The sequence below is a fragment of the Paraburkholderia caffeinitolerans genome, assembly GCF_902859945.1.
Classification (GTDB): domain Bacteria; phylum Pseudomonadota; class Gammaproteobacteria; order Burkholderiales; family Burkholderiaceae; genus Paraburkholderia; species Paraburkholderia caffeinitolerans.
The window spans coordinates 20,879-45,335 of record NZ_CADIKL010000009.1 but is presented as its reverse complement, the minus strand read 5'-3'; the positions used below and the strand labels follow the sequence as shown (position 1 = coordinate 45,335).

At 68.0% G+C, this 24,457-nt stretch carries 19 protein-coding genes; 15 read left to right on the top strand and 4 right to left on the bottom strand.

The window, feature by feature from the left end; translation table 11 throughout:
• The first annotated feature begins 24 nt into the window (after positions 1–24).
• The 10 genes from HV773_RS11170 to HV773_RS11125 all read left to right on the top strand — a co-directional run bounded on the left by HV773_RS11170 (position 25) and on the right by HV773_RS11125 (position 12,935).
• Positions 25–240: a hypothetical protein gene (locus HV773_RS11170; RefSeq protein WP_129562669.1), complete on the top strand. Its 216-nt coding sequence runs from the start codon at positions 25–27 to the stop codon at positions 238–240.
• A gap of 206 nt (positions 241–446) precedes the next feature.
• On the top strand, positions 447–977 hold the full coding sequence (locus tag HV773_RS11165) for a DUF192 domain-containing protein (protein WP_129562670.1): 531 nt from the start codon (positions 447–449) through the stop codon (positions 975–977).
• Between the two features lie 411 nt (positions 978–1,388).
• Positions 1,389–3,497, top strand: coding sequence for an elongation factor G (gene fusA, locus HV773_RS11160; RefSeq protein WP_129562671.1), 2,109 nt, complete (start codon positions 1,389–1,391; stop codon positions 3,495–3,497).
• Between the two features lie 96 nt (positions 3,498–3,593).
• Complete coding sequence (locus tag HV773_RS11155; RefSeq protein WP_129562672.1) at positions 3,594–4,103, top strand: cupin domain-containing protein; 510 nt, start codon at positions 3,594–3,596, stop codon at positions 4,101–4,103.
• 13 nt (positions 4,104–4,116) lie between these two features.
• Positions 4,117–5,229 (top strand): HoxN/HupN/NixA family nickel/cobalt transporter, encoded by a 1,113-nt coding sequence (locus HV773_RS11150; protein WP_129562673.1) that lies wholly within the window; start codon positions 4,117–4,119, stop codon positions 5,227–5,229.
• Between the two features lie 237 nt (positions 5,230–5,466).
• Entirely contained in the window at positions 5,467–7,134 is a 1,668-nt protein-coding gene (locus tag HV773_RS11145) for an ABC transporter substrate-binding protein (RefSeq protein WP_227875416.1), read from the top strand.
• Between the two features lie 111 nt (positions 7,135–7,245).
• Complete coding sequence (locus HV773_RS11140) at positions 7,246–8,223, top strand: ABC transporter permease (RefSeq protein WP_377729056.1); 978 nt, start codon at positions 7,246–7,248, stop codon at positions 8,221–8,223.
• A gap of 19 nt (positions 8,224–8,242) precedes the next feature.
• A complete protein-coding gene (locus HV773_RS11135; protein ID WP_129562676.1) occupies positions 8,243–9,133 on the top strand; it encodes an ABC transporter permease in 891 nt (296 codons plus the stop codon).
• Positions 9,130–11,388, top strand: a complete 2,259-nt coding sequence (locus HV773_RS11130; protein WP_129562677.1) for a dipeptide ABC transporter ATP-binding protein — start codon at positions 9,130–9,132, stop codon at positions 11,386–11,388. The genes HV773_RS11135 and HV773_RS11130 overlap by 4 nt, the downstream gene beginning before the upstream one ends.
• A gap of 569 nt (positions 11,389–11,957) precedes the next feature.
• The gene (locus HV773_RS11125) at positions 11,958–12,935 is read left to right on the top strand and encodes a hypothetical protein (RefSeq protein ID WP_162497814.1); all 978 of its coding nucleotides are present in this window, start codon (positions 11,958–11,960) and stop codon (positions 12,933–12,935) included.
• 170 nt (positions 12,936–13,105) lie between these two features.
• On the opposite strand, the gene HV773_RS11120 is transcribed toward HV773_RS11125, so the two are convergent.
• Complete coding sequence (locus tag HV773_RS11120) at positions 13,106–13,951, bottom strand: aldo/keto reductase (RefSeq protein WP_129562678.1); 846 nt, start codon at positions 13,949–13,951, stop codon at positions 13,106–13,108.
• A gap of 193 nt (positions 13,952–14,144) precedes the next feature.
• Here HV773_RS11120 and HV773_RS11115 point away from each other — a divergent pair, with 193 nt between their 5' ends.
• On the top strand, positions 14,145–14,891 hold the full coding sequence (locus tag HV773_RS11115; protein WP_129562679.1) for a GntR family transcriptional regulator: 747 nt from the start codon (positions 14,145–14,147) through the stop codon (positions 14,889–14,891).
• A gap of 63 nt (positions 14,892–14,954) precedes the next feature.
• Here HV773_RS11115 and HV773_RS11110 read toward each other — a convergent pair whose 3' ends face one another.
• Positions 14,955–16,457 (bottom strand): CoA transferase, encoded by a 1,503-nt coding sequence (locus tag HV773_RS11110; RefSeq protein ID WP_129562680.1) that lies wholly within the window; start codon positions 16,455–16,457, stop codon positions 14,955–14,957.
• 124 nt (positions 16,458–16,581) lie between these two features.
• On the opposite strand from HV773_RS11110, the gene HV773_RS11105 reads away from it, so the two are divergent.
• Positions 16,582–17,871 (top strand): citrate synthase, encoded by a 1,290-nt coding sequence (locus HV773_RS11105; protein WP_129562681.1) that lies wholly within the window; start codon positions 16,582–16,584, stop codon positions 17,869–17,871.
• Between the two features lie 94 nt (positions 17,872–17,965).
• Here HV773_RS11105 and HV773_RS11100 read toward each other — a convergent pair whose 3' ends face one another.
• A complete protein-coding gene (locus HV773_RS11100) occupies positions 17,966–18,346 on the bottom strand; it encodes a DUF2917 domain-containing protein (RefSeq protein WP_129562682.1) in 381 nt (126 codons plus the stop codon).
• Positions 18,347–18,596: 250 nt separating this feature from the next.
• Here HV773_RS11100 and HV773_RS11095 point away from each other — a divergent pair, with 250 nt between their 5' ends.
• From HV773_RS11095 to HV773_RS11085, 3 genes are all read left to right on the top strand, one after another.
• Positions 18,597–20,051: an aminotransferase-like domain-containing protein gene (locus HV773_RS11095; RefSeq protein ID WP_129562683.1), complete on the top strand. Its 1,455-nt coding sequence runs from the start codon at positions 18,597–18,599 to the stop codon at positions 20,049–20,051.
• 213 nt (positions 20,052–20,264) lie between these two features.
• Positions 20,265–21,650 carry a multidrug transporter subunit MdtD gene (mdtD, locus tag HV773_RS11090; RefSeq protein WP_129563383.1) on the top strand — a complete coding sequence of 462 codons (1,386 nt, stop codon included), beginning with the start codon at positions 20,265–20,267 and terminating at the stop codon, positions 21,648–21,650.
• A gap of 261 nt (positions 21,651–21,911) precedes the next feature.
• Positions 21,912–23,180 carry an EAL domain-containing protein gene (locus HV773_RS11085; protein ID WP_129562684.1) on the top strand — a complete coding sequence of 423 codons (1,269 nt, stop codon included), beginning with the start codon at positions 21,912–21,914 and terminating at the stop codon, positions 23,178–23,180.
• A gap of 10 nt (positions 23,181–23,190) precedes the next feature.
• Here HV773_RS11085 and HV773_RS11080 read toward each other — a convergent pair whose 3' ends face one another.
• On the bottom strand, positions 23,191–24,273 hold the full coding sequence (locus HV773_RS11080; protein ID WP_129562685.1) for a sigma-70 family RNA polymerase sigma factor: 1,083 nt from the start codon (positions 24,271–24,273) through the stop codon (positions 23,191–23,193).
• Between the last annotated feature and the right edge of the window lie 184 nt (positions 24,274–24,457).

The window sequence follows — 24,457 nt, the reverse complement described above, 5'->3', positions numbered from 1 at the left end:
TAACTCAAGCTGAGGATTCACAAAATGAACAAACTGATCGCCGCTCTGGTCGCTGGCCTCTTCGCAACGGCTGCATTCGCACAAGCTTCGGCTCCGGAAGCTGCTGCTCCGGCAGCTGCAGCTCCGGCTGCTGCTGCTTCGACGGCTCACAAGTCGTCGACGCACAAGAAGTCGACGCACAAGAAGTCGTCGCACAAGAAGGCAGCTAAGGCTGAAGCCGCTTCGGCAGCTTCGGAGTAAGCTCGCTGAAAGACGCCTCGAAGAGCGGCCCATCGTGCCGATCTTCACCGCGTTCGAAAGGCAGAGTGTCGCAAGGCACTCTGCCTTTTTGTTTATGCATCGTCCGCATATCGTCCCACTACGGCCCCACTACGGCTGCATGTTTTGACCCGCGTTCGCGTACTCGCGTAACATGCGCGGATTATTCCCAGGTAAGGAGCTCACTCGTGCGATTTTCCCTGCGCCCGCTTATCGCGCGTTGCGCGCTCGCCATCGCTTTTCCGCTCGCCGCCACGCTCGGCACCCTTGCGGTCCTCACGTTCACCGCGGCCGTCACCAGCAGCGCAGCGCAGGCACAGCAGATGCCGCCCGGCGCCAAGCAGCCCGGCGATTTTCCGCATACGAAGCTCACCGCGGGCATGTTCGTGATCGACGCCGCCGTGGCCGCCAATGACACGGACCGCGAACAAGGCCTCATGTATCGCACGCAGCTCGCGCCGAACGAAGGCATGCTGTTCGTGTTCGGCGAAAACGCCGTGCACTGCTTCTGGATGAAGAACACGCTGATTCCGCTGTCGATCGCGTTCATGCGCGCCGACGGCACGATCACCGACATCGACGAGATGCAGGCCGAAACCACCAACAACCACTGCCCGCGCAATAACGGCGTCTATGCGCTCGAAATGAGCAAGGGCTGGTTCACGGCAAAGGGCATCAAGCCCGGCATGAAGATCGACGGCCTGCCGCCGCTGCAATAAGCGCTCGGGCAACATCGGCCCAAGATTGACGGCCCGGCGCCGATTTTCCGCCGCCCCGCCGCCTTCCGACGCGCATGAGCCGGTTTCCGCAGTTCGCGGCGCCGGCTTTTTTTCACCCTCATCGCGCACCGCCCGGCCGCGCCCAGCTGACGCGCCCCTTCCGCCCGGCCGCGACGCGACGCCCTCCACAAGACGCTTTTTCAGGCTCTGACGCCCTTTCAGCAAAAGCGCCGCGCAAGCGCTATCCTAGTAATCCGCCGCGCGGCACGCGCCTGCCCGATGTACGTTTAAGCACCTCGAAGCACGCTTAAACACCCCGGGCACGCCACCGCACGGACCGCCGGACCACGCGCAGGCCGCGCCGCGCGCCGCCCGGCACATTCCATGGCGCGTTATTCCAAGGAGATCACCGTGCCTCGCAAGACTCCCATCGAGCGCTATCGCAACATCGGGATCAGCGCTCACATCGATGCCGGCAAAACCACGACAACCGAACGCATCCTTTTCTACACCGGCGTGAATCACAAGCTGGGTGAGGTTCACGACGGCGCGGCGACCATGGACTGGATGGAGCAGGAACAGGAGCGCGGCATCACCATCACTTCGGCCGCGACCACCGCGTTCTGGAAGGGCATGGCCGGCAATTACCCCGAGCATCGCATCAACATCATCGACACCCCGGGGCACGTCGACTTCACCATCGAAGTCGAGCGCTCCATGCGCGTGCTCGACGGCGCCTGCATGGTGTACGACTCCGTGGGCGGCGTGCAGCCGCAATCGGAAACCGTGTGGCGCCAGGCGAACAAGTACAAGGTGCCGCGCATCGCGTTCGTCAACAAGATGGACCGCGTGGGCGCGGACTTCTTCCGCGTGCAGCGGCAGATCGGCGAGCGCCTGAAGGGCGTGGCCGTGCCCATCCAGATTCCCGTGGGCGCCGAAGACCACTTCCAGGGCGTGGTCGACCTCGTGAAGATGAAAGCGATCGTCTGGGACGACGAGAGCCAGGGCGTGAAGTTCGCGTACGAGGAGATTCCCGCGAATCTCGTCGAACTCGCGCACGAATGGCGCGGAAAGATGGTCGAGGCCGCCGCCGAAGCCGATGAAGTGCTGCTCGAAAAATATCTGCACGACCACGAGAGCCTCACTGAAGAGGAAATCAAGGGCGCGCTGCGCAAGCGCACGATCGCCAACGAAATCGTGCCGATGCTGTGCGGCAGCGCGTTCAAGAACAAGGGCGTGCAGGCGATGCTCGACGCCGTGATCGACTATCTGCCCTCGCCGGTGGATATCCCCGCGATTCTCGGCCACGACCTCCACGACAAGGAGATCGAGCGCCACCCGAACGACGAGGAGCCGTTCTCCGCGCTCGCGTTCAAGATCATGACCGACCCGTTCGTCGGCCAGCTGATCTTCTTCCGCGTCTATTCGGGCGTCGTGAATTCGGGCGACACGGTGCTCAACGCCACGAAGGACAAGAAGGAGCGTCTCGGGCGCATCCTGCAGATGCACGCGAACGAGCGCAAGGAAATCAAGGAGGTGCGGGCGGGCGACATCGCCGCCGCCGTGGGCCTGAAGGAAGCCACCACGGGCGACACGCTCTGCGATCCGGCGCATGCGATCGTGCTCGAAAAGATGATCTTCCCCGAGCCCGTGATCTCGCAGGCCGTCGAGCCGAAGACCAAGGCCGACCAGGAGAAGATGGGCATCGCGCTAAACCGCCTCGCGCAGGAAGACCCGTCGTTCCGCGTGCAGACCGACGAGGAATCCGGTCAGACCATCATCTCCGGCATGGGCGAACTGCACCTCGAAATTCTGGTCGACCGCATGAAGCGCGAGTTCGGCGTGGAAGCGACCGTCGGCAAGCCGCAGGTTGCGTACCGCGAAACCGTGAAGAACAAGGTCGCAGATGTGGAAGGCAAGTTCGTCAAGCAATCGGGCGGGCGCGGCCAGTACGGCCACGCGGTCATCACGCTCGAACCGCAGCCGCCGGGCAAGGGCTACGAGTTCGTCGACGCCATCAAGGGCGGCGTGATTCCGCGCGAGTTCATCCCGGCCGTCGACAAGGGCATCCAGGAGACGCTCAAGGCGGGCGTGCTTGCGGGCTACCCGGTGGTCGACACCAAGGTGACGCTCACGTTCGGCTCGTACCACGACGTGGACTCGAACGAAAACGCGTTCCGCATGGCCGGCTCGATGGCCTTCAAGGAAGCGATGCGCAAAGCCAAGCCGATTCTGCTCGAGCCGATGATGGCGGTGGAAGTCGAAACGCCCGAGGACTTCATGGGCAACGTGATGGGCGACCTCTCCAGCCGGCGCGGCATCGTGCAGGGCATGGAGGACATCGCGGGCGGCGGCGGCAAGATCGTACGCGCCGAAGTGCCGCTTTCGGAGATGTTCGGTTACTCCACGTCGCTACGTTCGCTCACGCAGGGCCGCGCCACCTACACAATGGAGTTCAAGCACTACGCCGAAACGCCGCAGAACGTGGCCGAAGCGGTCATCAATGCGAAGAAGCAATAAGGTGTGCGCCTACGCCTTGCGCGTAAGCGAGGCGTACGATTCGAAGCCCGTCCCCGTCAGTTCATGGGGGCGGGCTTTTTCACAGGAGACACGGCGATGGATCACGATCATGAGCACGATCACGAGCACCACCATGAGGACGCGCCCGACTGGCGCGAGAACGGCGTCAAGGTGATACGCGGCGACCAGCTCGACACGAACACGGCGCAAACGCCCGGCATGAACCGCGCCGCCGCAATCAACGCGGCACGCGTGGGCGCACAGAAAATCTGGGCCGGCACGGTGACGATCCATCCGAACGCGAAGACGGGTGCGCATCATCACGGCGCGCTCGAAAGCGTGATCTACGTGGTGCGCGGCCATGCGCGCATGCGCTGGGGCGAGCACCTCGAATTCACGGCCGAAGCGGGCCCGGGCGACTTCATCTTCGTGCCGCCCTACGTGCCGCACCAGGAGATCAATGCGAGCACCGACGATCCGCTCGAATGCGTGCTCGTGCGCAGCGACAATGAGGCCGTGGTCGTGAATCTGAACATCGACGCTGTCGAAGCGCCGGAAACGGTCTATTGGGTCGATCCGATTCATCGCCATCCGCACGACCATTGAGATCGCATAGCGCATGACATTGTCCGCCCCGCCCGTTTCAGTCGCCTCGGCCAGATCGCTGCGTCCGCGCCTCATTGCGCTTTACGCAGTCCTGATCGGGGTCAACATCGCGGCGTGGGCGTGGGCGCTGATCGCGTTGCGCCACTATCCGCTGCTCATCGGCACCGCCGTCATCGCCTACGGCTTCGGCCTGCGCCACGCCGTGGACGCCGACCACATCGCCGCCATCGACGCCGTCACGCGCAAGCTCATGCAACGCGGCGAGCGTCCGCTTGGCGTGGGACTCGCGTTCTCGCTCGGACACTCGAGCATCGTGATCGCGGCCACGGTCGGCATCGCGCTCTCGGCGCTCACGCTGCATGGGCGCTTCGAACAGTTGCACGAGATCGGCTCGACTATCGGCACGCTGGTGTCGTCGGGTTTCCTGCTCGTGATTGCGGGCGTGAACCTCGTGATCTTGCGCGACGTCTGGCGCCGCTATCGTCGCGTGCATCGGAACGAAGAAGCCGAAGAAACAGCGGCGACCGCTGAAACGATGGCCCCCGCCGGGCTCTTCTCGCGCGCGCTGCGGCCGCTCTTCGCGCTCGTGAGCAAGAGTTGGCACATGTACCCCGTGGGCCTGCTGTTCGGCCTCGGCTTCGACACCGCCACCGAGATCGGCCTGCTCGCCATCGCCGCCGCGCAAGCGGGCAAGGGCTTGCCGATGGTGTCGATCCTCGTGTTCCCGGCGCTTTTCACCGCGGGCATGACACTCGTCGATTCCACCGATAACGTGCTGATGGTTCATGCCTACGGTTGGGCCATGGACGATCCGAAGCGCAAGCTCTACTACAACGCGAGCATCACGCTGGTCTCTGCGCTGGTAGCGATCGCGATCGGCGGCGTGGAGGCTGCGGGACTCATCGGCGAGAAACTCGGCGCGAGCGGCGGCCTGTGGCCGGCGGTTGCCGACGTGAATGCGCACTTCGGCGAGATCGGCTACGCGCTCGTCGCGCTTTTCATCGCGTGCTGGATCGGCTCGGTGCTGTTCCACCGCTGGCGCCGGCCCGGCCTGGTTGGCCTGGCAGCGCAATCCGGTACAACCCCGGCTACGCCCGTACCGGCGAGCATGGCCGAAAACGCATAGACTAAACACTATTCGTCGTCTGCCGTACCGCATGCCGCCGTCGCGGCCGCTTCCATCGCGGCCGCGCCCTTCCACGGAACAGCACGGAAACCCGCGCCGATGAAACGTCAGCAGTCCAAGCCGCCCCGCCGCCTCTCGCTCTCGAAGCCCGCTTTACAGCCTGCTTCACAGCCCGCCCCACAGCCCGCCCCACAGCAAGAGCCCTCCTTGCCCGCCTCGCACGAACCGGCGCAAGCCTTGCGTTCGACAGTGGCCGCCTCCTTCGACGCATTGCGCGCTCACGCAGGCGCATACGGCAACCATGCCATCGACGAGTTCCTCGCTGGCCGGCTCACTCGCCGCGAGTTGCTGCGTTATGCAGGCGTGCTCGGGCTGTCGAGTCTCGCGCTCGCGGGCGGCGGCCTCGTCGCGCCGCGCAGTGCGCGCGCCCAGGCAGCACCGGGCAAGCCCGGCAACCAGACCATCCGCGTTGCGCACCTGATGCCGGCGGGCGCAGTCGACCCACTCACCGCGACCGACGCGGGCGCGCTGTGCCTCATCAACCAGACCGGCGAATTCCTCGCCAACGACGACGCCGACGGCCATCTGCAGCCGGCGCTCGCGCTCTCCTGGGAGCCCAACGCGAAAGCCGACGTCTGGACCTTCAAGCTGCGCCCCGGCGTGAAATTCCACGACGGCCAGCCGTTCGGCGCAAAGGACGTAGTGGCCACATTCGATCGCCTCGCCGATCCCGCGAGCGGCTCGGCGGCGCTTTCGGTACTCAAGGGCGTGCTTTCGAAGGGCGGCACGAAGATGGCCGATGAGCACACCGTCGTGTTCCATCTCGACGCGCCCAACGGCAACTTCCCCTACACCGTTTCTTCGGACAACTACAACGCGGTGATGCTGCCCGCGAATTACACGGGCAATTACGAAAGGAGCTTTATCGGCACCGGGCCGTTCAAGCTGGAGCGCTACGAGACGCGGCGCGGCGCGAGCTTCGTGCGCAACGACGCCTACTGGGGCGAGAAGGCGCTGCCCGAACGCGTGCAGTTCGCGTTCTACGCCGACGAGCAGGCGCAGATCCTCGCGCTGCAGGGCCATCAGGCCGACGTGATGGGCACCTTCACCGTACAGGGCGGCCTCGGCATCCTGAACAATCCGGATTTCAAGGTGATCGGCGTGCGTTCGAGTTCGCACCGGCAGATTCACATGCGCAACGACTCGCCCACCTTCAAGGACAAGCGCGTGCGCCAGGCGCTCGCGCTCGCGCTCGATCGCGACGTCATGGTGCGCGGGCTCTTCAAGGGCCGCGCCGTGGTGGGCAACGACAGCCCGTTCGCGCCCGTCTTCCCGTCGACGGCCACCACGGTGCCGCAGCGCAAGATTGATGTGGCGAAGGCGCGCCAGCTGCTGGCCCAGGCGGGCGTCGCCAATGGCTTCGACGTCGCGCTCACGACCGAGAAGTTCATGGAGATCCCCGATCTCGCCGTGGTCGTGCAAAACGCAGCGAAGGCGATCGGCGTGCGCATCGCGTTGAAGGTGGAGAGCCAATCGCAATACTACGGCGCGGGCACCTTCGGCAAATCGGACTGGCTCGACTCGCCGCTAGGCATTACCGATTACGGGCATCGCGGCGTGCCGAACGTGTTCCTCAACGCGCCGCTTACGAGCGGCGGCGCGTGGAATGCGGCGCACTTTCGCAACCCGCAGTACGACAAGCTGGTCGCGCAGTTCGTGGCGACGCTCGACGTGGCCGCGCAGAAGCAGGTCGCCGCGCAAATCGAGACGCTGCTGCTCGACGAAACACCCGTGATCATCCCGTACTTCTTCGACCAGTTGATTGCGCAGCGCACCGCGCTTTCGGGCGTGCGCTTCACGGCGCTCGCGCAGCTCTACTTCGACCGCGCCACGCTAGCGGCGTAAGCGTCGCTCAACGCCCGCAACGCCTGCAATGCCCGCATCTGGAGTCCGATGGCTACCCCGCTGACGAGACCGCCCTCATTGAACCCGCGCGAGCCGCTCGGCGCACACCCCATGCGCGGAGTGCGCGGCAGCGGCGTCGCGCGCTTTCTCGCGCGGCGCGCCGCATGGGCGCTATTCACGCTCTGGCTGCTTTCCGTGCTGGTGTTCGCGGGCGGCCAACTGCTGCCCGGCGACATCGGGCGTGCGGTGCTCGGCCCGCTCGCCGACGCGCGCGCCGTGGCGGCGCTCAACCACACGCTCGGCGCGGACCGGCCGCTACTCGACCAGTACGCCAAGTGGATCGGCCATGCCTTGCGCGGCGACTTCGGCACCTCGTGGACTTTCCGCGAGCCCGTCGCGCCGCTGGTGGGCGATGCGCTCCTGCAATCAGCGAAGCTCGGGCTGCTCGCGTTCGTCGTGGTCGTGCCGCTCGGCATCGGCGGCGGCGTGTGGGCCGCACTGCACGGCGGGCGCTGGCTCGACCGGCTCATCAGCACGCTGGGCCTGTGCGCGAGCGCGGTGCCGGAATTCGTCTCGTCGATCGCGCTCATCCTCGTGTTCGGGGTCTGGCTGCGCTGGCTGCCGATCGAGGCCGTCGCGCCAGCGGATGCAGGGGTGCTCGACACGCTGCGCCACCTCGTGCTGCCGGTGCTGCCGCTCGTGTTCGTGTTCTTCGGCTATCTCGCGCGCATCGCGCGCGCGGGCATGCTCGAAGCGCTCGAAGCCGACTACACGCGCACCGCGATCCTCAAGGGCCTGCCGCGCCGCGTCGTGATCGTGCGCCACGTGCTGCGCAACGCACTGCTGCCGAGCGTGACCGTGGCGGCCACGCAACTCGGCTATCTGATCGGCGGGCTCGTGGTGGTCGAGTCGTTGTTTCGCTACCCCGGCATCGGCTCGCTCATCTACAACGCGGCGAAGGCAAAGGACTTCCCGTTGCTCGAAGCAGGCGTGCTCACGGTAGGCCTTGTCTACACGCTCGCGAATCTCGGCGCCGATCTGTTGCACGCGCTGTTCGATCCGCGACTGCGTGCACAAAAAGGTTCTTGACGGATTCACGGGGATACGCATGAACGATACGGTATCCGAATCGATTAACGATGCACCGTCGCACGAGACCGAAGCCGACGCACCGCGCTTCGTGGCCACGCTGCGCCTTTTGCTGCACTCGCCCGCGTTCGTGCTGGGCGCGCTGATTCTGCTCGCATGGATCGTCTGCGCGCTCGCGGGCGCCCGGATCGCGCCTTACGACGCCTATGCGTCGGACCCGCTCAGCTCGCTCCTGCCGCCCGACCACACGCACTGGTGCGGCACCGACCAGCTCGGCCGCGACATCTGCTCGCGCGTGATCGTAGGCGCGCGCGACATTCTCACGATCGCGCCGCTTGCCACCTTGACGGGCACACTAGTGGGCGCCGCGCTCGGCCTGCTGACCGGCTACGTCGAAGGCTGGGTGGGCACGCTCGTCGCGCGCGCGCTCGACGCCGTGCTCGCGCTGCCCCTCGTGATCGTCGCGCTACTCGTGCTCGCCGCCGTGGGCGCGTCGAACCTCGCCGTCGTGCTGGTGATCGGCATCACCTTTGCGCCGCTCGTCGCGCGCACCGTGCGCGCGGCCGTGCTCGCCGAGCGCCATCTCGACTACGTGGCCGCCGCGCGGCTGCGCGGCGAGCGCGCGCACTACGTGATGTTCGCGGAGATCCTGCCCAACGTCTGGCCACCGATCGTTGTTGAAGCAACGGTACGCCTCGGTTACGCGATCTTCGCGGTGGCGACGCTCTCGTTTCTCGGCTTCGGCATCCAGCCGCCTTCGGCCGACTGGGGCCTCGCGCTCGCCGAGTCGTACACGCTGCTCGCGGGCGGCGCGTGGTGGACCGTGGCCTTCGATGCGCTCGCGATCGCGTCGCTCGTCGTGGCGGTCAACCTGATCGCAGACAGCCTGCGCGAGGTGCTCGACTCATGAACGCCGCGCGCCCCGCCCTCGCCACCTTCCACGCGCCGCGCGCCGACGACGCGCTCGCGCTGGTCGGCCTCACGGTGGCCTACCGCGTGCGCGGCAAGGACCGCGACGTGCTTACCGACGTGTCCCTGCGCATCAAGCGTGGCGAAGCGTATGGGCTCGTGGGCGAGTCGGGCTGCGGCAAGTCGACCGTCGCGCTCGCCGTGCTGCGCTATCTCGCGCACAACGGCCGCGTGAGGGCGGGACGCATCGCCATCGCGGGCGAGGACGTGCTCGCGCTCGATCGTGAAGGCCTGCGCATGCTGCGCGCCCACAAGGTGTCGATGGTCTATCAGGACCCCGCCAGCGCACTGAACCCGACGCTCACGATCGGCCGGCAGTTGAGCGAGGCTTTCGAAGCCGCCGGCGCAAACGCCGCCGATGCGCTTGCGCAGTCGCACGCCATGCTCGAACGGGTGCGCATCGCCGACCCTGCGCGCGTGATGGCGAGCTGGCCGCATCAGCTTTCCGGCGGCATGCAGCAGCGCGTGGTAATCGCGATGGCGCTCGCATCGAACCCGGCGCTGCTGATCCTCGACGAACCCACCACGGGCCTCGACGCCACCGTCGAAGCCGAGGTGCTCGCGCTCATCGCGCAACTGCGCGCGGAACTCGGCATGGCCGTGCTGCTCATCAGCCACGACCTGGCGGTGATCCGCGGGATGTGCGAGCGCATGGGCGTGCTCTACGCGGGACGCCTCGTGGAAGAAGGCGCAACGCGCGACGTGTTCGCGCGGGCGCGCCATCCATATACGGTGGGCCTGCTGCGCTGCCTGCCGGCGCCGGGCCGCAACAAGGCGCACGGCGCGCTGGACACGATTCCCGGAGAACTGCCGGCGCCCGGCACGCTCGCGCACGGCTGTGTCTACGCCCCGCGCTGCCGCCTCGCTGACGCGCGTTGCCACGAGCACGCGCCGCCTCCGCATCGTATGGAGGCCGCGCACGGTGAGCAGATGTCGCGCTGCCACTATCACGAGCGAGCCATCGAGTTGCCGGTTGCTGACGCGGCTAACGATGCGAACACTGCCGATTTGCGCGCCGGCGCACAGACCATCGCGCCGCCAGCCGGACAATCGGACCCACGGACCAACGAACCGGCCGGGGAAACGCCATGCGCGCCGCGCGCGCATGAGGAGAAAGTGGTGCTGCGCGCGGCCAATATCTCACGCACCTTCGGCCGTGGCCCGCACGCACAGCGCGTGCTCGACGACGTCTCGCTCGAGTTGCGCGCGGGGGAAACGCTCGGGCTCGTCGGCGAATCGGGCAGCGGCAAGACGACGCTCGCGAAGCTTCTGCTCGGGCTCCATGCCGCCGACCCGGGCGGCACCGTCGAACTCGACGCACGGCCCCTCGCCGAGCGTCTCGCGCAACGCGACGCCGGACAGTTGCAGGCGTTGCGCATCGTGTTCCAGCATCCTGACGCCTCGCTCAATCGCGCGCTGCCGGTGAAGCGACTGGTGGGCCGTGCGCTCGCCCTGGCACGGCGCGCAGGCGCGAGCAATGCGCCGAGCGCAGGATCACACGAAACGGCGGCGGAACCTGCGGACGAAGCGGCAGGCGAAGACGCCGAAGCCCGCAACGCGGCGCGCGTCACCGCGCTGCTCGATGCGGTGCGCGTGCCGGTGCGCTACCTCGCGGCCCGCGCGCGGCAACTCTCGGGCGGCCTCAAGCAGCGCGTGGCGATCGCCCAGGCGTTCGCGGGCGAGCCGCGCGTGGTGATCTGCGACGAGCCTACCTCGGCGCTGGATGTCTCGGTGCAGGCCGCCATCCTGAATCTGCTGGCACGCCTGCAGCGCGAGCACGGCGTGAGCTATCTGTTCATCTCTCACGACCTGGACGTGGTGCGTTATCTCGCGGACCGCGTCATGGTGCTCTATGCGGGCCGCGTGCTGGAGAGCGGCCCCGCGAACGCCGTGCTCAACGGCCCTTGCCACCCGTACACCGAAACGCTGCTCGATCCCGGCATGCTCACGCGCGATACATCCGCGAGCGAGGCGCGGATCGGCACGCCCGGCGGCGACATACCGCGCAACCCCACCGGCAGCGTAGCGGGCTGCGTCTTCAGCGCGCGTTGTCCACGCAAGCTCGGCGCGATCTGCGACGAAGCGGCGCCGCCCTTCGATGCGGACGCCCACGGCCATCGCATCCGCTGCCACATTCCGGCCGAGCAGCTACGCAAGCTTCAAGCCGAAACGGCTCCAGCACAGCCTCACCCCTGATCCGCGCGAAGGTCAGACGAAATCCGTTGCGTTGTCCAGTTTTGCAACGCGAATCATCGGGCACACCGCACACGTTTCATCGGCGAAACGTTTTCCGCGAATTTCCCCGCTTCAAGACTGTAAAGAAAATGTTAAGTCCGCGTCACACGGACGTCTCGGACCGATGGCATAGAACTCGCTAAATCGAGACCAGGCATCCAGTCGCCGCCCAGCGACGCGAAATCCGCATGGATTGGGGATGAAGCGCGCGGTTCGCCGCGCTGGGCGAACGGATGGCCGGCAGCACGGCACACCTGCTTTCCGCCGCCTCCGTAACGGACTGCGGCAATCAGCAAGGATTCCTTACTGAGCTGGCCATCCGGTAAAAATCACCCGGGTGCCACGCATGCCGCCCGCGCCGGCGAGGCTGTGTGGACAGCACACAGCATGAAGCGCGCGCCGGCGCGGTGTGGGCACAAAACGGTTTTTGCCTGACGGGGAACGGGGTCTGCGCCTCAGTAGTGCAGCGCCGGACACAAGGCGAAAGAGAAGCGAAGCGGGTACACGCTATCGCTTCCCGGGAGGAAGAAATGAACAAAGCAGCTTTTTATAAGCACTGCTACGGGGTTGGTCGGGGGCTCGCAATTGTTGCGATCGGTGCAATCAGTGCGATCGGCGCGGCGGGCGCGAGTGTGTTTCTGCCTGCCGTCGATGCCCATGCCGCCGATAACGCAACGGCTCCGAGTTGGGTGATCGTCGCCGACGCCGCGCTGCCTGCGAGCGGCGCGGCCGGCACGGTTGACGCCGACATGCCGGTCGAAGGCGCGTCGCCGGGAAATCCCGCGCCCAAGTCGACTATGTCGGGCACCACGGGCAATGCGACGGGCGCGGATACCGCCGCCACGGACCCGGCCGGCGCGGCAGCCGATGCCGCCTTCGTGTTCGAGCCGAAGAAATGCTACGCAGGCACTAGCGGCAACTGCGGTCGCGGCGGCGGCAACGGGCCTGCGTCGAGTTCCGCGAGCGCTGGAGGTACGGGAGGGACAAGCGCTGGAAGCAGTTCGGGAGCGGGGTCGGGATCTGGCCGCGGCAGTTCGGGCGTCGGCGGCGCAACCAGCGGCTCCAGCAACTCGGGCGGTGGTAGTGGCAGCGGCCGAGGTGGAGGCAACGGCAGTGGCGGCAGCAACGGCGGCGGTGGAAACAACGGCGGCGGCGGAAGCAACGGCGGCGGCGGAAGCAACGGCGGCGGCGGAAGCAACGGCGGCGGCGGAAGCAACGGCGGCGGCGGAAGCAACGGCGGTGGCGGAAGCAACGGCGGTGGTGGAAACAACGGCGGTGGCGGATCGAGCGGATGCGGTTGCGGCGGCGCTCACGGTGGCCCTTCGGGTGGACCTTCAGGTGGACCTTCAGGCGGCCCATCGGGCGGGTTCGGCGGAGGTTTTGGCGGAGGCTTCGGAGGCGGTTTCGGCGGTGGCTTCGGTGGAGGATTCGGCAAGGGGGGACCGTCGGGCGGCCCGGGCGGCGGGTACGGCGGCGGTTCCGGTGGCGGCAAAGGCGGCGGTCATTGAGTTCGCACGGCGGTGCGAGCATGCCGCCGCAACCACTCCGAATTGGCGCGACGGCCGGTCGCGTCATTCCAGGCATCACGGCGGCGGTCTCCTGGTCCCCCGGCCGGGCGCCGCCGCCGGTGGCCGGAAGCCTCCGCACTCTCCCGGCCTGTCCAGGCCTTTCCCGCGCGCTACAGCATCTCCAGCGGCCGCTTGCTGCGCGGCGGCTTGAAGTACGCGTCCAGCGTCGCGTGGTCCTCGGCGCTCAGCACGAGGTCGAGCGCAGCGCGGTTGTCGCGCACGTGATCGACGCGCCCCGCCTTCGGAATCGTGCAGACGTTGGGCTGGCGCAGCACCCACGCGAGCGCCACCTGATAAATCGACACGCCATGCCGCGACGCGATGTCGTCGAGCGGCGAGCGTCTCGGCAGACGCGCATGATCGACGGGGCTGTACGCCATCAGCGGCATGCCGTGCGCGCTGCCCCAGGGCAGCAGGTCGTACTCGGGGCCACGCCGCGCGACGTTGTAGAGAATCTGATTGATCGCGCAGGCGTCGCCGCCGGGGACCTCGAAGAGCTCCTCCATGTCCTCGGTATCGAAGTTGCTCACGCCCCAGTAGCGGATCTTGCCCGCGCGCACGAGCGCCTCGAACCCTTGCACCGTTTCCTCGAGCGGCACGCCGCCACGCCAGTGCAGCAAATATAGATCGAGCCGGTCGGTGTTCAGGCGCTTCAGGCTCGCCTCGCAGGCACGCTCGACACCGCGCCGGCTCGCATTGTGCGGATACACCTTGCTGACGAGAAATACGTCCTCGCGCAGCCCTTGCAGCGCTTCGCCGACGAGCGTTTCGGTCGCGCCGTCGCCGTACATTTCGGCGGTGTCGACGAGCGTCATGCCGAGCGCCACGCCTTCGCGCAGTGCGGCGATTTCGTCGGCCTTGCGCGATCCCCGCTCACCCATTTCCCACGTGCCCTGCCCGAGCTTCGCAATGCGTTCGCCGCCGGGCAGCGCGATACTGGCGATATCCGTTGTCATGTAGTCTCCTGTCCCATGCAAAGCGCCCAAGCCGGGCCTTTGTTCGCGGCCTCACGCGAATCCGCGCTTGCAGCAAACGGCCAGTGTATCGCCTCGCGTGGCCCCGGGCCATGTGCCGGCGAGTAAGTCCATCATTTCCTCGCCGCGCCGCCCTTGGCATAAAATTGCCGTTCGCTTCTCACGCCTGCCTCCCATGAACGCCTCCACGGAAGACCGCTGGCGCGGCCTGCGCCCGGACCCGGACAACGACACGCCGCTCTATCTGCAGCTCGCACGCAAGCTGACCGATGCCATTCACGAGAACCGCTGGGCCGCCGGCGAGGCGCTGCCCTCCGAGCGCGTGCTCGCCGACGCGCTCGGCGTCTCGCGCATCACTGCGCGCAAGGCCATCGCGCTGCTGGTCGAGCAAGGCATGATCCGTCGCACCCAGGGCGCGGGCAGCTTCATCACGCCGCGCTATGAAGATCCGCTCTCGCGTCTCACGAGCTTTAGCGAAATGCTGCGCCAGCGCGGCTTCACGCCGAGTTCACGCTGGCTCTCGCGCGAGATTCAGCCCGCGAGCCGCGACGAGGTGATTCAGCTCGGCCTTTCGCCCGCCGCCGCCGTGACGCGGCTGAAGCGTCTGCGTCTGGCCGACGGCATCGTCATGGCCGTCGAGAACTCGACCTTCCCCGCCGCGTTGATCCCCGACCCGGGCGCCATCGGCGATTCGCTTTACAGCTTCCTCGAGCAGCGCGGCCTCACGATCGTGCGCGCACTGCAGCACTTTCGCGCGGTCAACGCGAGCGAGGAAATCGCGCAGCAGATGAGCATCGCGCCGAACGAAGCGCTGCTGCTCATCACGCGCGTGGGCTATACCGCCGATCAACGCGCCATCGAGCTCACCGACACCTACTGCCGCAACGACTACTACGACTTCGTCGCCGAGTTGCGCAAATAAGGCAAGAAGCAAAGCGGCGTGCATGGATGCGCGCCGCGCTCACACAGCGGCTCACCGCACCGCTTACCCCGCTTCTCGTGGCCCACTGCGTGCGGCCCAGTGCGGCGCATCGGTCCCGATCGGCACGCTTGGGCGCGCATAGAACGCCGGCGTGCGTTCGAGCCGCTCGGCGCTGGCCACGGCGCGCACGCGTCCGAACGGCGTATCCATCTCCTCGAAGCAATCCGCGAGATCTTGCGCACACACGTCGGGCACGCGCTGGCCTTGCGCGAGCGTGCCCATCGTCTGCAGCCAGCGGCCCGTCTGCGCGAGCGAAACGCGCACGTGCCAGCTTCCGCCTTCCTGCGCGCGCCGCGCCAGCGCGACCATCGCCCCGTATGCGGCGAGATAGCCAGTCGCATGATCGAGCGCCTGGCAAGGCAGCGGGCGCAGCGCATCGAACGGCTTGCAGACCGATGCGCCGGTTGACGCATCCGCTTCTGTGGCCGGCATGACGCCGCCGTGCGCGGCCGCCACGCTCTCTGCCCAGACGATCCCGCTCGCCGACTGCACGAGGCTGTCGAAGCCGCGCCGCTCGCGCCACGGCCCGCGATGCGAGTACGCGCAAATCGATACGCACACGATACCGGGCCGCTCGCGCGCGAGCATCTCGGGCGCGAAACCGTGCGCCGCCAGCGCGCCGGGCCGGTAGCCTTGCAGGAACACATCGGCGTCGCGCACCAGCGCGTGCAGTTGCGCGCGGTCCTGGGCCTCGCGCAAGTCGAGCGTGGCCGAGCGCTTGCCGCGCCCGTTGTCGATCACGAGCGGCGCGATGTTGGGCAGATGCGGGCCGTTGACGAGCAGCACGTCGGCGCCGTGATGCGCGAGCACGCGCCCCGCCACCGGCCCCGCGATGATGCGCGTGAGGTCGAGCACGCGCACGCCATCGAGCGGACGCGCACCGTGCCGCGGCAAGGGCGCGCCATCATCGCCATCGCCGATGCGCTCGATTTCAAGAAGCGGCAGGCTCGCCACGGCCTGCGCCTGTTCGAGCGCGGCCCATTCGCGCGGCGTGCGCACGAGCGCCGCGCACAGTCCCGCCTGCGCGAGCGCCTCGTCCAGCGCGGCGCCGTCCCAATGCGTGCGGATCGCGTGCGCAACGTCGTCGCGGCGCTCGCCACAGCCGAGCACGCGCAGGATGCCGTGCAGATGGTGGGCGAAGTTCGCATGCAACTGGATCCAGCGGTCATCGCGCGTTTCGAAATATCCGGTGACCGGATGGCGCAATTCGAACGGCGCGCCGCCATCGACGCTCAGATAACGCTCGCTGCGAAACGCCGCGAGCGCGCGGCGCACGTCGATGCCCACGCGCTGCTCCGGGCCGCCGCGCAGCCGGTGAAGGCGCGCCGCGGCCAGCCCCGCCGCGCCGATGCTCGCCGCCGCTAGCGTGCCGATGCGAAACACCGAAGGCAGGCCGGGATCGTCGCCTTCGATGTCGACCGTGTCGAATGCCGCCTGATGCGTTGCGGCGCTGTCGTGGGGATGGGCCAGCATCCAGAGGTGCTCGAGCGCGTCGCGGGGTGTCATGGCTTGCGTCCTGTCGGGGCCTGGAAAAGATGTCCCAAGGGTAAGTGCGCGCTCGTCATCGGATCAATCTTGATTATGATGATCAACATAGATCGATTTTTCCGGTTTCACGAGGCGCGCCACCATGTCCAGCTATATGACCGCGGCCGAAGCCGCCGCTGCGCTCGGCATCAGCCGGGCTACGCTCTATGCCTACGTGAGCCGAGGCATGCTCACCTCCGTGCCCGCCGACGCCGCCAACGACAGCGGGCGCCAGAACGCCCCCCCGAGCGACCACCCAAGCCGGCCCCAATCGCGCCGCTACGCCGCCGCCGAAGTCCGCCGCCTCGCGCGCCGCAAGGCCGACGGCAAGCGCGCGGGCAAGGTCGCGCAGAAAGTGCTCGATTGGGGCGTGCCGGTGCTCGAATCGTCGATCACGCTGATCGCGGACGGCAAGCTGTTCTATCGCGGCCAGGACGCCATCGCGCTCGCGCGTCACGCCTCGCTCGAAGAGGTCGCGGCGCTGCTCTGGGAATGCCCACCGCGCCGCGTGCTGGAAGCGAGCGCGGCGCCGATCGCCGTCGCGCAGTGGTCGGCGTGGCTCAAGCTCTGGAGCGCGCATTCCCCACTCGAGCGAGCGCTGGTGCTGCTGCCTTCCGCCGCCGCGCAAATGCCGCGCATCTGGGCCCAAGGCCGCGACGCGCAACTCGAAACCGGCACGCAACTGATGCGCCTGCTGGCCGCCGCGCTAGTCGGTGCGGCCCCGTCCAGCGAGCCACTGCACCGCCAGCTCGCGCATGCGTGGGGCGTGCGCTCGCGCGCGCAGGCGGAACTGCTGCGCGCCGCGCTCGTGTTGTGCGCCGATCACGAACTCAACGCCTCTGCCTTCACGGTGCGCTGTATTACCTCGACGGGCATGCATCTATTCGGCGCGGCGGCCGGAGGTCTCGCAGCGCTCGGCGGCCCGAGCCATGGCGGCGAGACCACGCGCGTGGCGGCGCTCTTCGACGAAGCCGCGCACGCCGATGATCTGCACCGCTATCTCGCCCAGCGGCTCGCGGCGGACGAGTTCGGCGCAACGCCGAAGCTGCCGGGCTTCGGGCATCCGCTTTACCCGGGCGGCGATCCGCGCGCGCGACTGCTGCTCGACCTGCTCGCGCAACACGCGAGTGCCCGCTCGCCGATGGATGAAGTCGATGCGCTCGCGCACGCCGTGGCGGAAACCACCGGCGCGCGGCCCACGCTCGACTACGCGCTCGCGGCCATCGAGCGCGTGCTCGCCCTGCCGCGCGGCGCGGCGTTCACGCTGTTCGCGGCTGCGCGGGTGACGGGCTGGATCGCACACGCACTGGAGCAGAACGCCGATGGCCGCCTGATCCGGCCGCGCGCCCGTTATGTGGGCAAGTTCGCGGGCGAATCCGGCGACGAGCGTTAAGGCGGCGCGAGCGGATCAGCCCAAACGCGGCCCAAGCGCGGCTCAAGCACAGCCCAACCACGGCTCAATCCGGCTCAACTCGGCTCAACTCGGCTCAACCCGCCGCGTGCGCGCCCCACTGCAATCGCGTCGAGCACTCGCGCAGCGCCTGGGCAAGCCACCCCGCAAACCCACGCGCGCCCTGCCCCCGCGGCAATGCCGCCGCCGGCGCCGCTTGCATATCGCGCGCGTCGTTTGCCGATGCCCCGCCGAGCGCAAGCATGAAGCGCGCCCCCACGCGCCCCGCGCTCAGGTACGCACGCACACCCGCGGGAAGTCGAATCGACTCGCCGGCACGCAGCCAGTAATCGTCCGCGTCGCCGCCGAGCGTGAGCCAAAGCTCGCCCTCGCTCACATGCAGTTGCATTGCCTGCGCGAGCTGCCAAGTCTCGGCGGGCTCGCCGTGCTCCAGTTCGAAAATACGGATTTCGCGCATTGCCGTGCTCCTTGATGATGACTCGCGGGCCGGCGCCAATGCCGCCGCCAACGCTCGACAGATCGCGTGTGACAGAGGCTTGAAGGGCCTTCCCGGTTAGAGCATTATTACGGTCAGCGCGGGGCGATCCCATGCACAGTTCCGAACAGTTCATCCGGAACTGTGCAGTGAAAAAACTGAACACTTGATCGTCCCTCAGCCGTCTTCACGCAACGCCCGGACAACCCCGGCAGTTCCCAGCGAGGCCCGCATGAAACTCGAACTCGACCGCGCCAGCGGCGTCCCGCTCACCGACCAGATCGTCGCCGGCGTGCAGACCTGGATCCGCTCGCGCGGCGCGCACCCGGGCGCGCGCCTGCCCTCAATCCGCCAGTTCGCCGCCGATTACCGCATCAGCCGCTTTCCCGTGATCGAGGCCTACGACCGGCTGGTTTCGCTCGGCTATCTCGACTCGCGGCACGGCTCGGGCTTCTACGTGAGCGAGCACGCGCGGCTCGGGCTGTCCGGCATGGGCACCTGCGACCTCTCGAACGCCGCCGACGAATCGGGCCACGTGCTCACCCAGCTCAACCGGCCCGGCGAGACGCTGCAGCTCGACAGCGGCTCGATCCCGCAGGCGTGGCGCGACATCGACGCGATCGGCCAGGCGATCCGTCACGTCTCGCGCACCGACCCGTCGAGTCTCGTCGATTACGGCTCGCCGCTCGGCGACGCCACGCTGCGCGAGCATCTGCGCAACCGGCTCGCGCCGCTCGGCATTGCCGCCGACGCCCAGCAGATCCTCATCACCGAAGGCGCGAGCGAAGGCATCGACCTGCTGATGCGCTACATGCTCAAGCCCGGCGACACCGTGTTCGTGGAAGACCCGGGTTACTTCAATTTGTACGGACTACTGAAGCTTCACGGCGTGCGGATCGTCGGCGTCACGCGCACGACGAGCGGGCCCGATCTCGAGCATCTGCATGCACTGCTCGCGCAGCATCGCCCGCGTGCGTTCTTCATCAACACGGTGTTCCAAAACCCGACCGGCACCATCGTCTCGCCGCCGGTCGCGTTCCGCCTGCTGCAACTCGCGCGCGAGCACGGCTTCACCATCGTCGAGGACGACATCTACGCTGACTTTCAGGCCGAGCCCAGCGACCGCCTCGCCGCACTCGACCAGTTCGAACACGTGATCTACGTGGGCGGGCTCTCGAAAACGCTCTCGTCGTCGCTGCGCGTCGGCTATGTGGTCGCGAATCCGGCGATCGTGCGCGACCTTGCCTCGATCAAGGCGCTCACGAGCCTCAGCGGATCGCGCTTCACCCAGGCCGTGGTGGCCACGCTGCTCGAGCGCGGCGCGTACCGCAAGCATCTGGAGCGGCTGCGCCGCCGCCTGACCGAAGCGCTCGGCACCGCCTCGCGCACGCTGGAAGAGCACGGCTGGGAGCTGTTCGCGGGGCCGCTCGCCGGATCCAACGGGGCGCAAAGCGGCGCTCGCGCTTACGCGCAGAGCGGCGGCAAGTTCATCTGGGCACGCGTGCCCCACGTGGACGACTCGGCCCGGCTCGTGCCCTGCGGCGAGCCGTTCGGCGTGAGCGCGTCGCCGGGCAGCCACTTCCGGCCCCACGGCGAGCCGAGCCCGTGGCTGCGCATCAACGTGGCGTTCGCGCAGGACCCGCGCGCACAGGCGTTTTTCGCGGCGGCTGCTCGCGTTCCGGGGTAATCCGCCTCGCGCGCCAAGCCCCTGGCTGCGCCGCTTTGCCGTATCGCGCAACGGCAGGGGCACGCCGCTACGTCGCTATATCGCCGGGTTCACTACAATGGCGGCTGCCAGCCACCGCCTGCGCGCCCGCCTTCTCCCATGCCCGAATCCGCCGCCTCGCCCAACCCCAACCCCAGCCCCACCCCTACGCCTTCCGCACGCAAGTTGTCCGTGATGCTGTGGCTCGTCGCCACGGGCTTCTTCATGCAGACGCTCGATTCGACCATCGTGAACACGGCGCTGCCGGCGATGGCCACGAGCCTCGGCGAATTGCCACTGCGCATGCAATCGGTGGTGATCGCGTATTCGCTGACGATGGCGGTGATGATCCCCGTCTCCGGCTGGCTCGCCGACAAGCTCGGCACCCGGCGCGTGTTTCTCGGCGCGATCCTCGTCTTCACGATCGGCTCGCTGCTATGCGCGAGCGCGCACACGCTGAACCAGCTCGTGCTCGCGCGCATCGTGCAGGGCGTGGGCGGCGCGATGCTGCTGCCGGTGGGACGCCTCGCCGTGCTGCGCACGTTTCCCGCCGAGCGCTATCTGCCCGCGCTGTCGTTCGTGGCGATTCCAGGCCTGATCGGCCCGCTGATCGGCCCGACGCTCGGCGGCTGGCTCGTGCAGATCGCCTCCTGGCACTGGATTTTCCTCATCAACGTGCCGGTGGGCGTGGCGGGCTGCATCGCCACCGCCATCTTCATGCCCGACAGCCGCAACCCCGATACGCCGAAATTCGACGTGCCGGGCTACCTGCTGCTCGTCACGGGCATGCTGACGATCTCCCTCGCGCTCGACGGACGTGCGGAGCTAGGCATTCCTCAAGCAACCGTGCTCGTGATGCTGATCGTTTCGCTTGCGGCCTTCGTGGCTTACGGGCTGCACGCGGCGCGCACGCCGCGGCCGATCTTCTCGCTCGAACTCTTCAAGATCCACACCTTCAGCGTGGGGCTGCTCGGCAACCTGTTCGCGCGCATCGGCAGCGGCGCGATGCCGTATCTGATTCCGCTGCTCCTGCAGGTCGCGCTCGGCTACACGCCATTCGAAGCGGGCCTCATGATGCTGCCGGTGGCTGCGGCGGGCATGTTCTCCAAGCGCCTCGTCACACATCTCATCACGCGCCACGGCTACCGGCGCGTGCTCGTGACCAACACGGTGCTGGTGGGTCTCATGATGGCGAGCTTCACGCTCTCCACGCCGGCCGAGCCGCTGTGGCTGCGCCTCGTGCAACTGGCCGTGTTCGGCAGCGTGAACTCCATGCAGTTCACGGCGATGAACACGCTCACGCTCAAGGACCTGGGCATGGGCGGCGCGAGCAGCGGCAACAGCCTGTTTTCGCTCGTGCAGATGCTTTCGATGAGCCTCGGCGTGACGGTCGCGGGCGCGCTGCTCACGACCTTCACCGGCCTGATCCGCCATGCGAGCGGCTCGAGCGTGATCCCGGCGTTCCACGCGACCTTCGTGTGCGTGGGGATCATCACGGCGGCCTCGTCGTGGATCTTTGCCCAGCTCTCCGACGACGTGCGCCGCACGGCAAAAAAGACCGATCCATCGGAGCGCGCCTGATAGCACGGGACGCCAAGGCGCGCCGCCTGGCCGCTCGATAGCCCGCGTGCGCACCGCAGCGGTGCACACGCGCCGCGCGAGTGCGGGACCGCCCCACGCATGGCCCCGCAACGGGGCATCGAAGCGAGTCTCGAAATAGCCGCTATCCCGCGCGCATGGCCCGAGCGGCCATGTATCTGAATGCGCATACTTTTTGCACGGCTATCCAGTAATGTAAACTCGAGATTCGCGCGCGGCCTGTCGTGCGCGCCACCCAGCTCCATGACCAGCATGATCGACCTCGATCCTCCCGGCTTTCAGTCACGCCCCGTCGCGGGCGAAGAAGGCGCGCGACGCACCGTGCTCTACGGCGGCTACACCGTGTTCAGCGTGTTCCAGCCGGTGTTCTCGGTCGCCCACCGCCGGGCGATCGGTTACCACGCCTCGCTGCGCGCGCACGACGAGCAAGGCGGACAGGTGCCGTCGCAGGAGGTCTTCACACAAGCCGCGCGGCGCGGCGATCTGCTCGAACTCGGCCGGCTCGCGGAATCGCTGCATCTGGGCAACTTCAACGCCTTCGACTCGCACGACGAATGGCTATTCCTGAGCTTGCACCCCGCCGCGCTGATGGACACGAGCTATGGCGACGCGCTGCTCGCGGGCATCAAGGCGCTCGGGCTACAGCCGCAGCGCGTGGTGCTGGAAGTTTCGGAACAGGCGGGCGGCGAGAATTCGCGCTTCGCGGAGATCATCGACGCGTTGCGCAAGTCGGGTTTCGTGATCGCGCTCGACGGCTTCGGCGCCAAGCATTCGAACATCGATCGCGTGTGGCAGCTACGACCCGATATCGTCACGCTCGATCGCAGCCTGCTCGCCCAGGCGAGCCGCCATGCGCACATCGAGCGTGTGCTGCCGGGGCTCGTTTCGATGCTGCACGAGTCCGGCCAACTGGTGCTGGTGGGCGGTCTCGCGACCGAGCGCGACGCGTTGATCGCGCTCGAAAGCAACGCCGACTTCGTGCAGGGCGCGTACTTCGCGCGCCCCGAGGTGGAGCCCGTGCCGCCCGCGACCGCCGCGCGCCTGATGGACGATCTCTCCGCGCGTCTGCGCGAACGCGTGAGCGCGCGCGAGAAGACCCAGTGCACGCGCCTCGCGCCTTACGTGAAGGCGCTCGAAGCGGCGGCAGCGCAACTCGCTGCGGGCGCGAGCATGGCCGACGTCTCGCAGCCGCTGCTCGGGCTCGCCGATACCGCACGCAGCTTCCTGCTAGACGCCTCGGGCCGCCAGATCGGCGACAACGTGCTGCCCGACGGGCGCGCAACGCCTCGCGCCAAGCGCTTCAGGCCACTCCTGCATTCCGAGGGCGCGAGCTGGGAACGCCGGCCCTATTTCATCGGGGCCATGAAGGCGCCCGGCAGCGTGCAGTTCACGCCGCCGTATCTCTCGATCAACGAGGCGCACCTGTGCGTGACCGCCTCTGTCGCCGCCCAGACGGCGCATGGCCTGCAAGTGCTGTGCGTCGACATCAACTGGGACGCCGCTTCCCGGTAACACCGGGCGCTCAGGCTGGCGCGAGCGATTGGGCGATGCCCGCCAGCAGCGAGCGCACCGCCGCCCCTCCGAACGCACAGTTGGCCGCCCGCAAGGCGCTTGAGCCCGCCGTCGCGGCTACACAGACCACGGGCGTGACGCGCCCGTCGTCGGTCTCGCCGATGTGCAGCCATGCGGCCAGTTCGCCATCCTCCGCCACCAGCACGACGCCCGGCTCGCCGTCGAGCACGAGCGACTCGGTACGCAGGCTGCGTACCGGCGCATGAACGACGCTGGGCGCGCCCGCAGCTCCGGCACGAGTAAATGGCCTGCCCGCCGCGGCATTCATCATCGCATCCGTCGTCGCGCTCGCCAGCGCCGTCGCGGTCACGCCCAGCAGATCCATCAAGCCCACGCGGTCCTGCGCGTGAAGCACCTCGCGCAGCCGCTCGACGGTGAGCGCGTGCTGCGCCGCGTCGGCGGGCTTCATGGATCTGGACGCCTGCTCGCGCACCAGCCGCACCCGCGCGCGGCGCACGATCTGGCGGCAATGCACGGGCGTGCAGCCCGTGAGCGCGGCAATCTCGGCGTAGTCGCAGTCGAACGCCTCGCGCAGCACGAAAACGGCCTGCTCTAGCGGCCCGAGCCGCTCCAGCAACATCAGCAGCCCGTCCGCGAGACGCGCGGCGCGCAGGCCCGCCTCTTCCGCCGAGGGCGCGGCGTCGTCCAGCCACGGCGCGGCGCCGGGCGCTTCGCGTTCGCCCGCGCGCTCGCGGCGCTGCTTGCGCAGCCGGTCGATCGCGAGGCGCACCGTGGCCGTCGCGAGCCATGCTTGCGGCACGCGGACCGCCTGGGCATCGGCCTCGCGCCAGCGAAACCATGCGTCCTGCACGACGTCTTCCGCCTCGGCGCGGCTGCCCAGCACGCGCGTGGCCAACGCCAGCAGCCGCGCGCGCTCCTGGTCGAAGACGGCGGCGCGGCGGCTCTCGCTCCATGCGCCGTCTGGCAGTCCTGGCGGCGCTTCGAACCCCACCTCGCCCCGCTCGAACTCGCGCGCGTCGCGCAGATCCTGCACGCCAATTTCGTCGCTAACTTCGTCGATCACCTGGGTCATTCGCTTCGCTCCTCTTTGCACCGCTTCGCATCTGTTCGCATGGCTTCGCCTGCGCTACATGCGCCCCTCGCCCGCAAGACGATCGCCAGCGCGCCGATGTGACAGTCTCGCGCAAAAAAATTTTTGTCACACGCGACGCGCGCCGCACGTCTTGGTGAGGGAACCGCGCAACCACGCCGCGCCC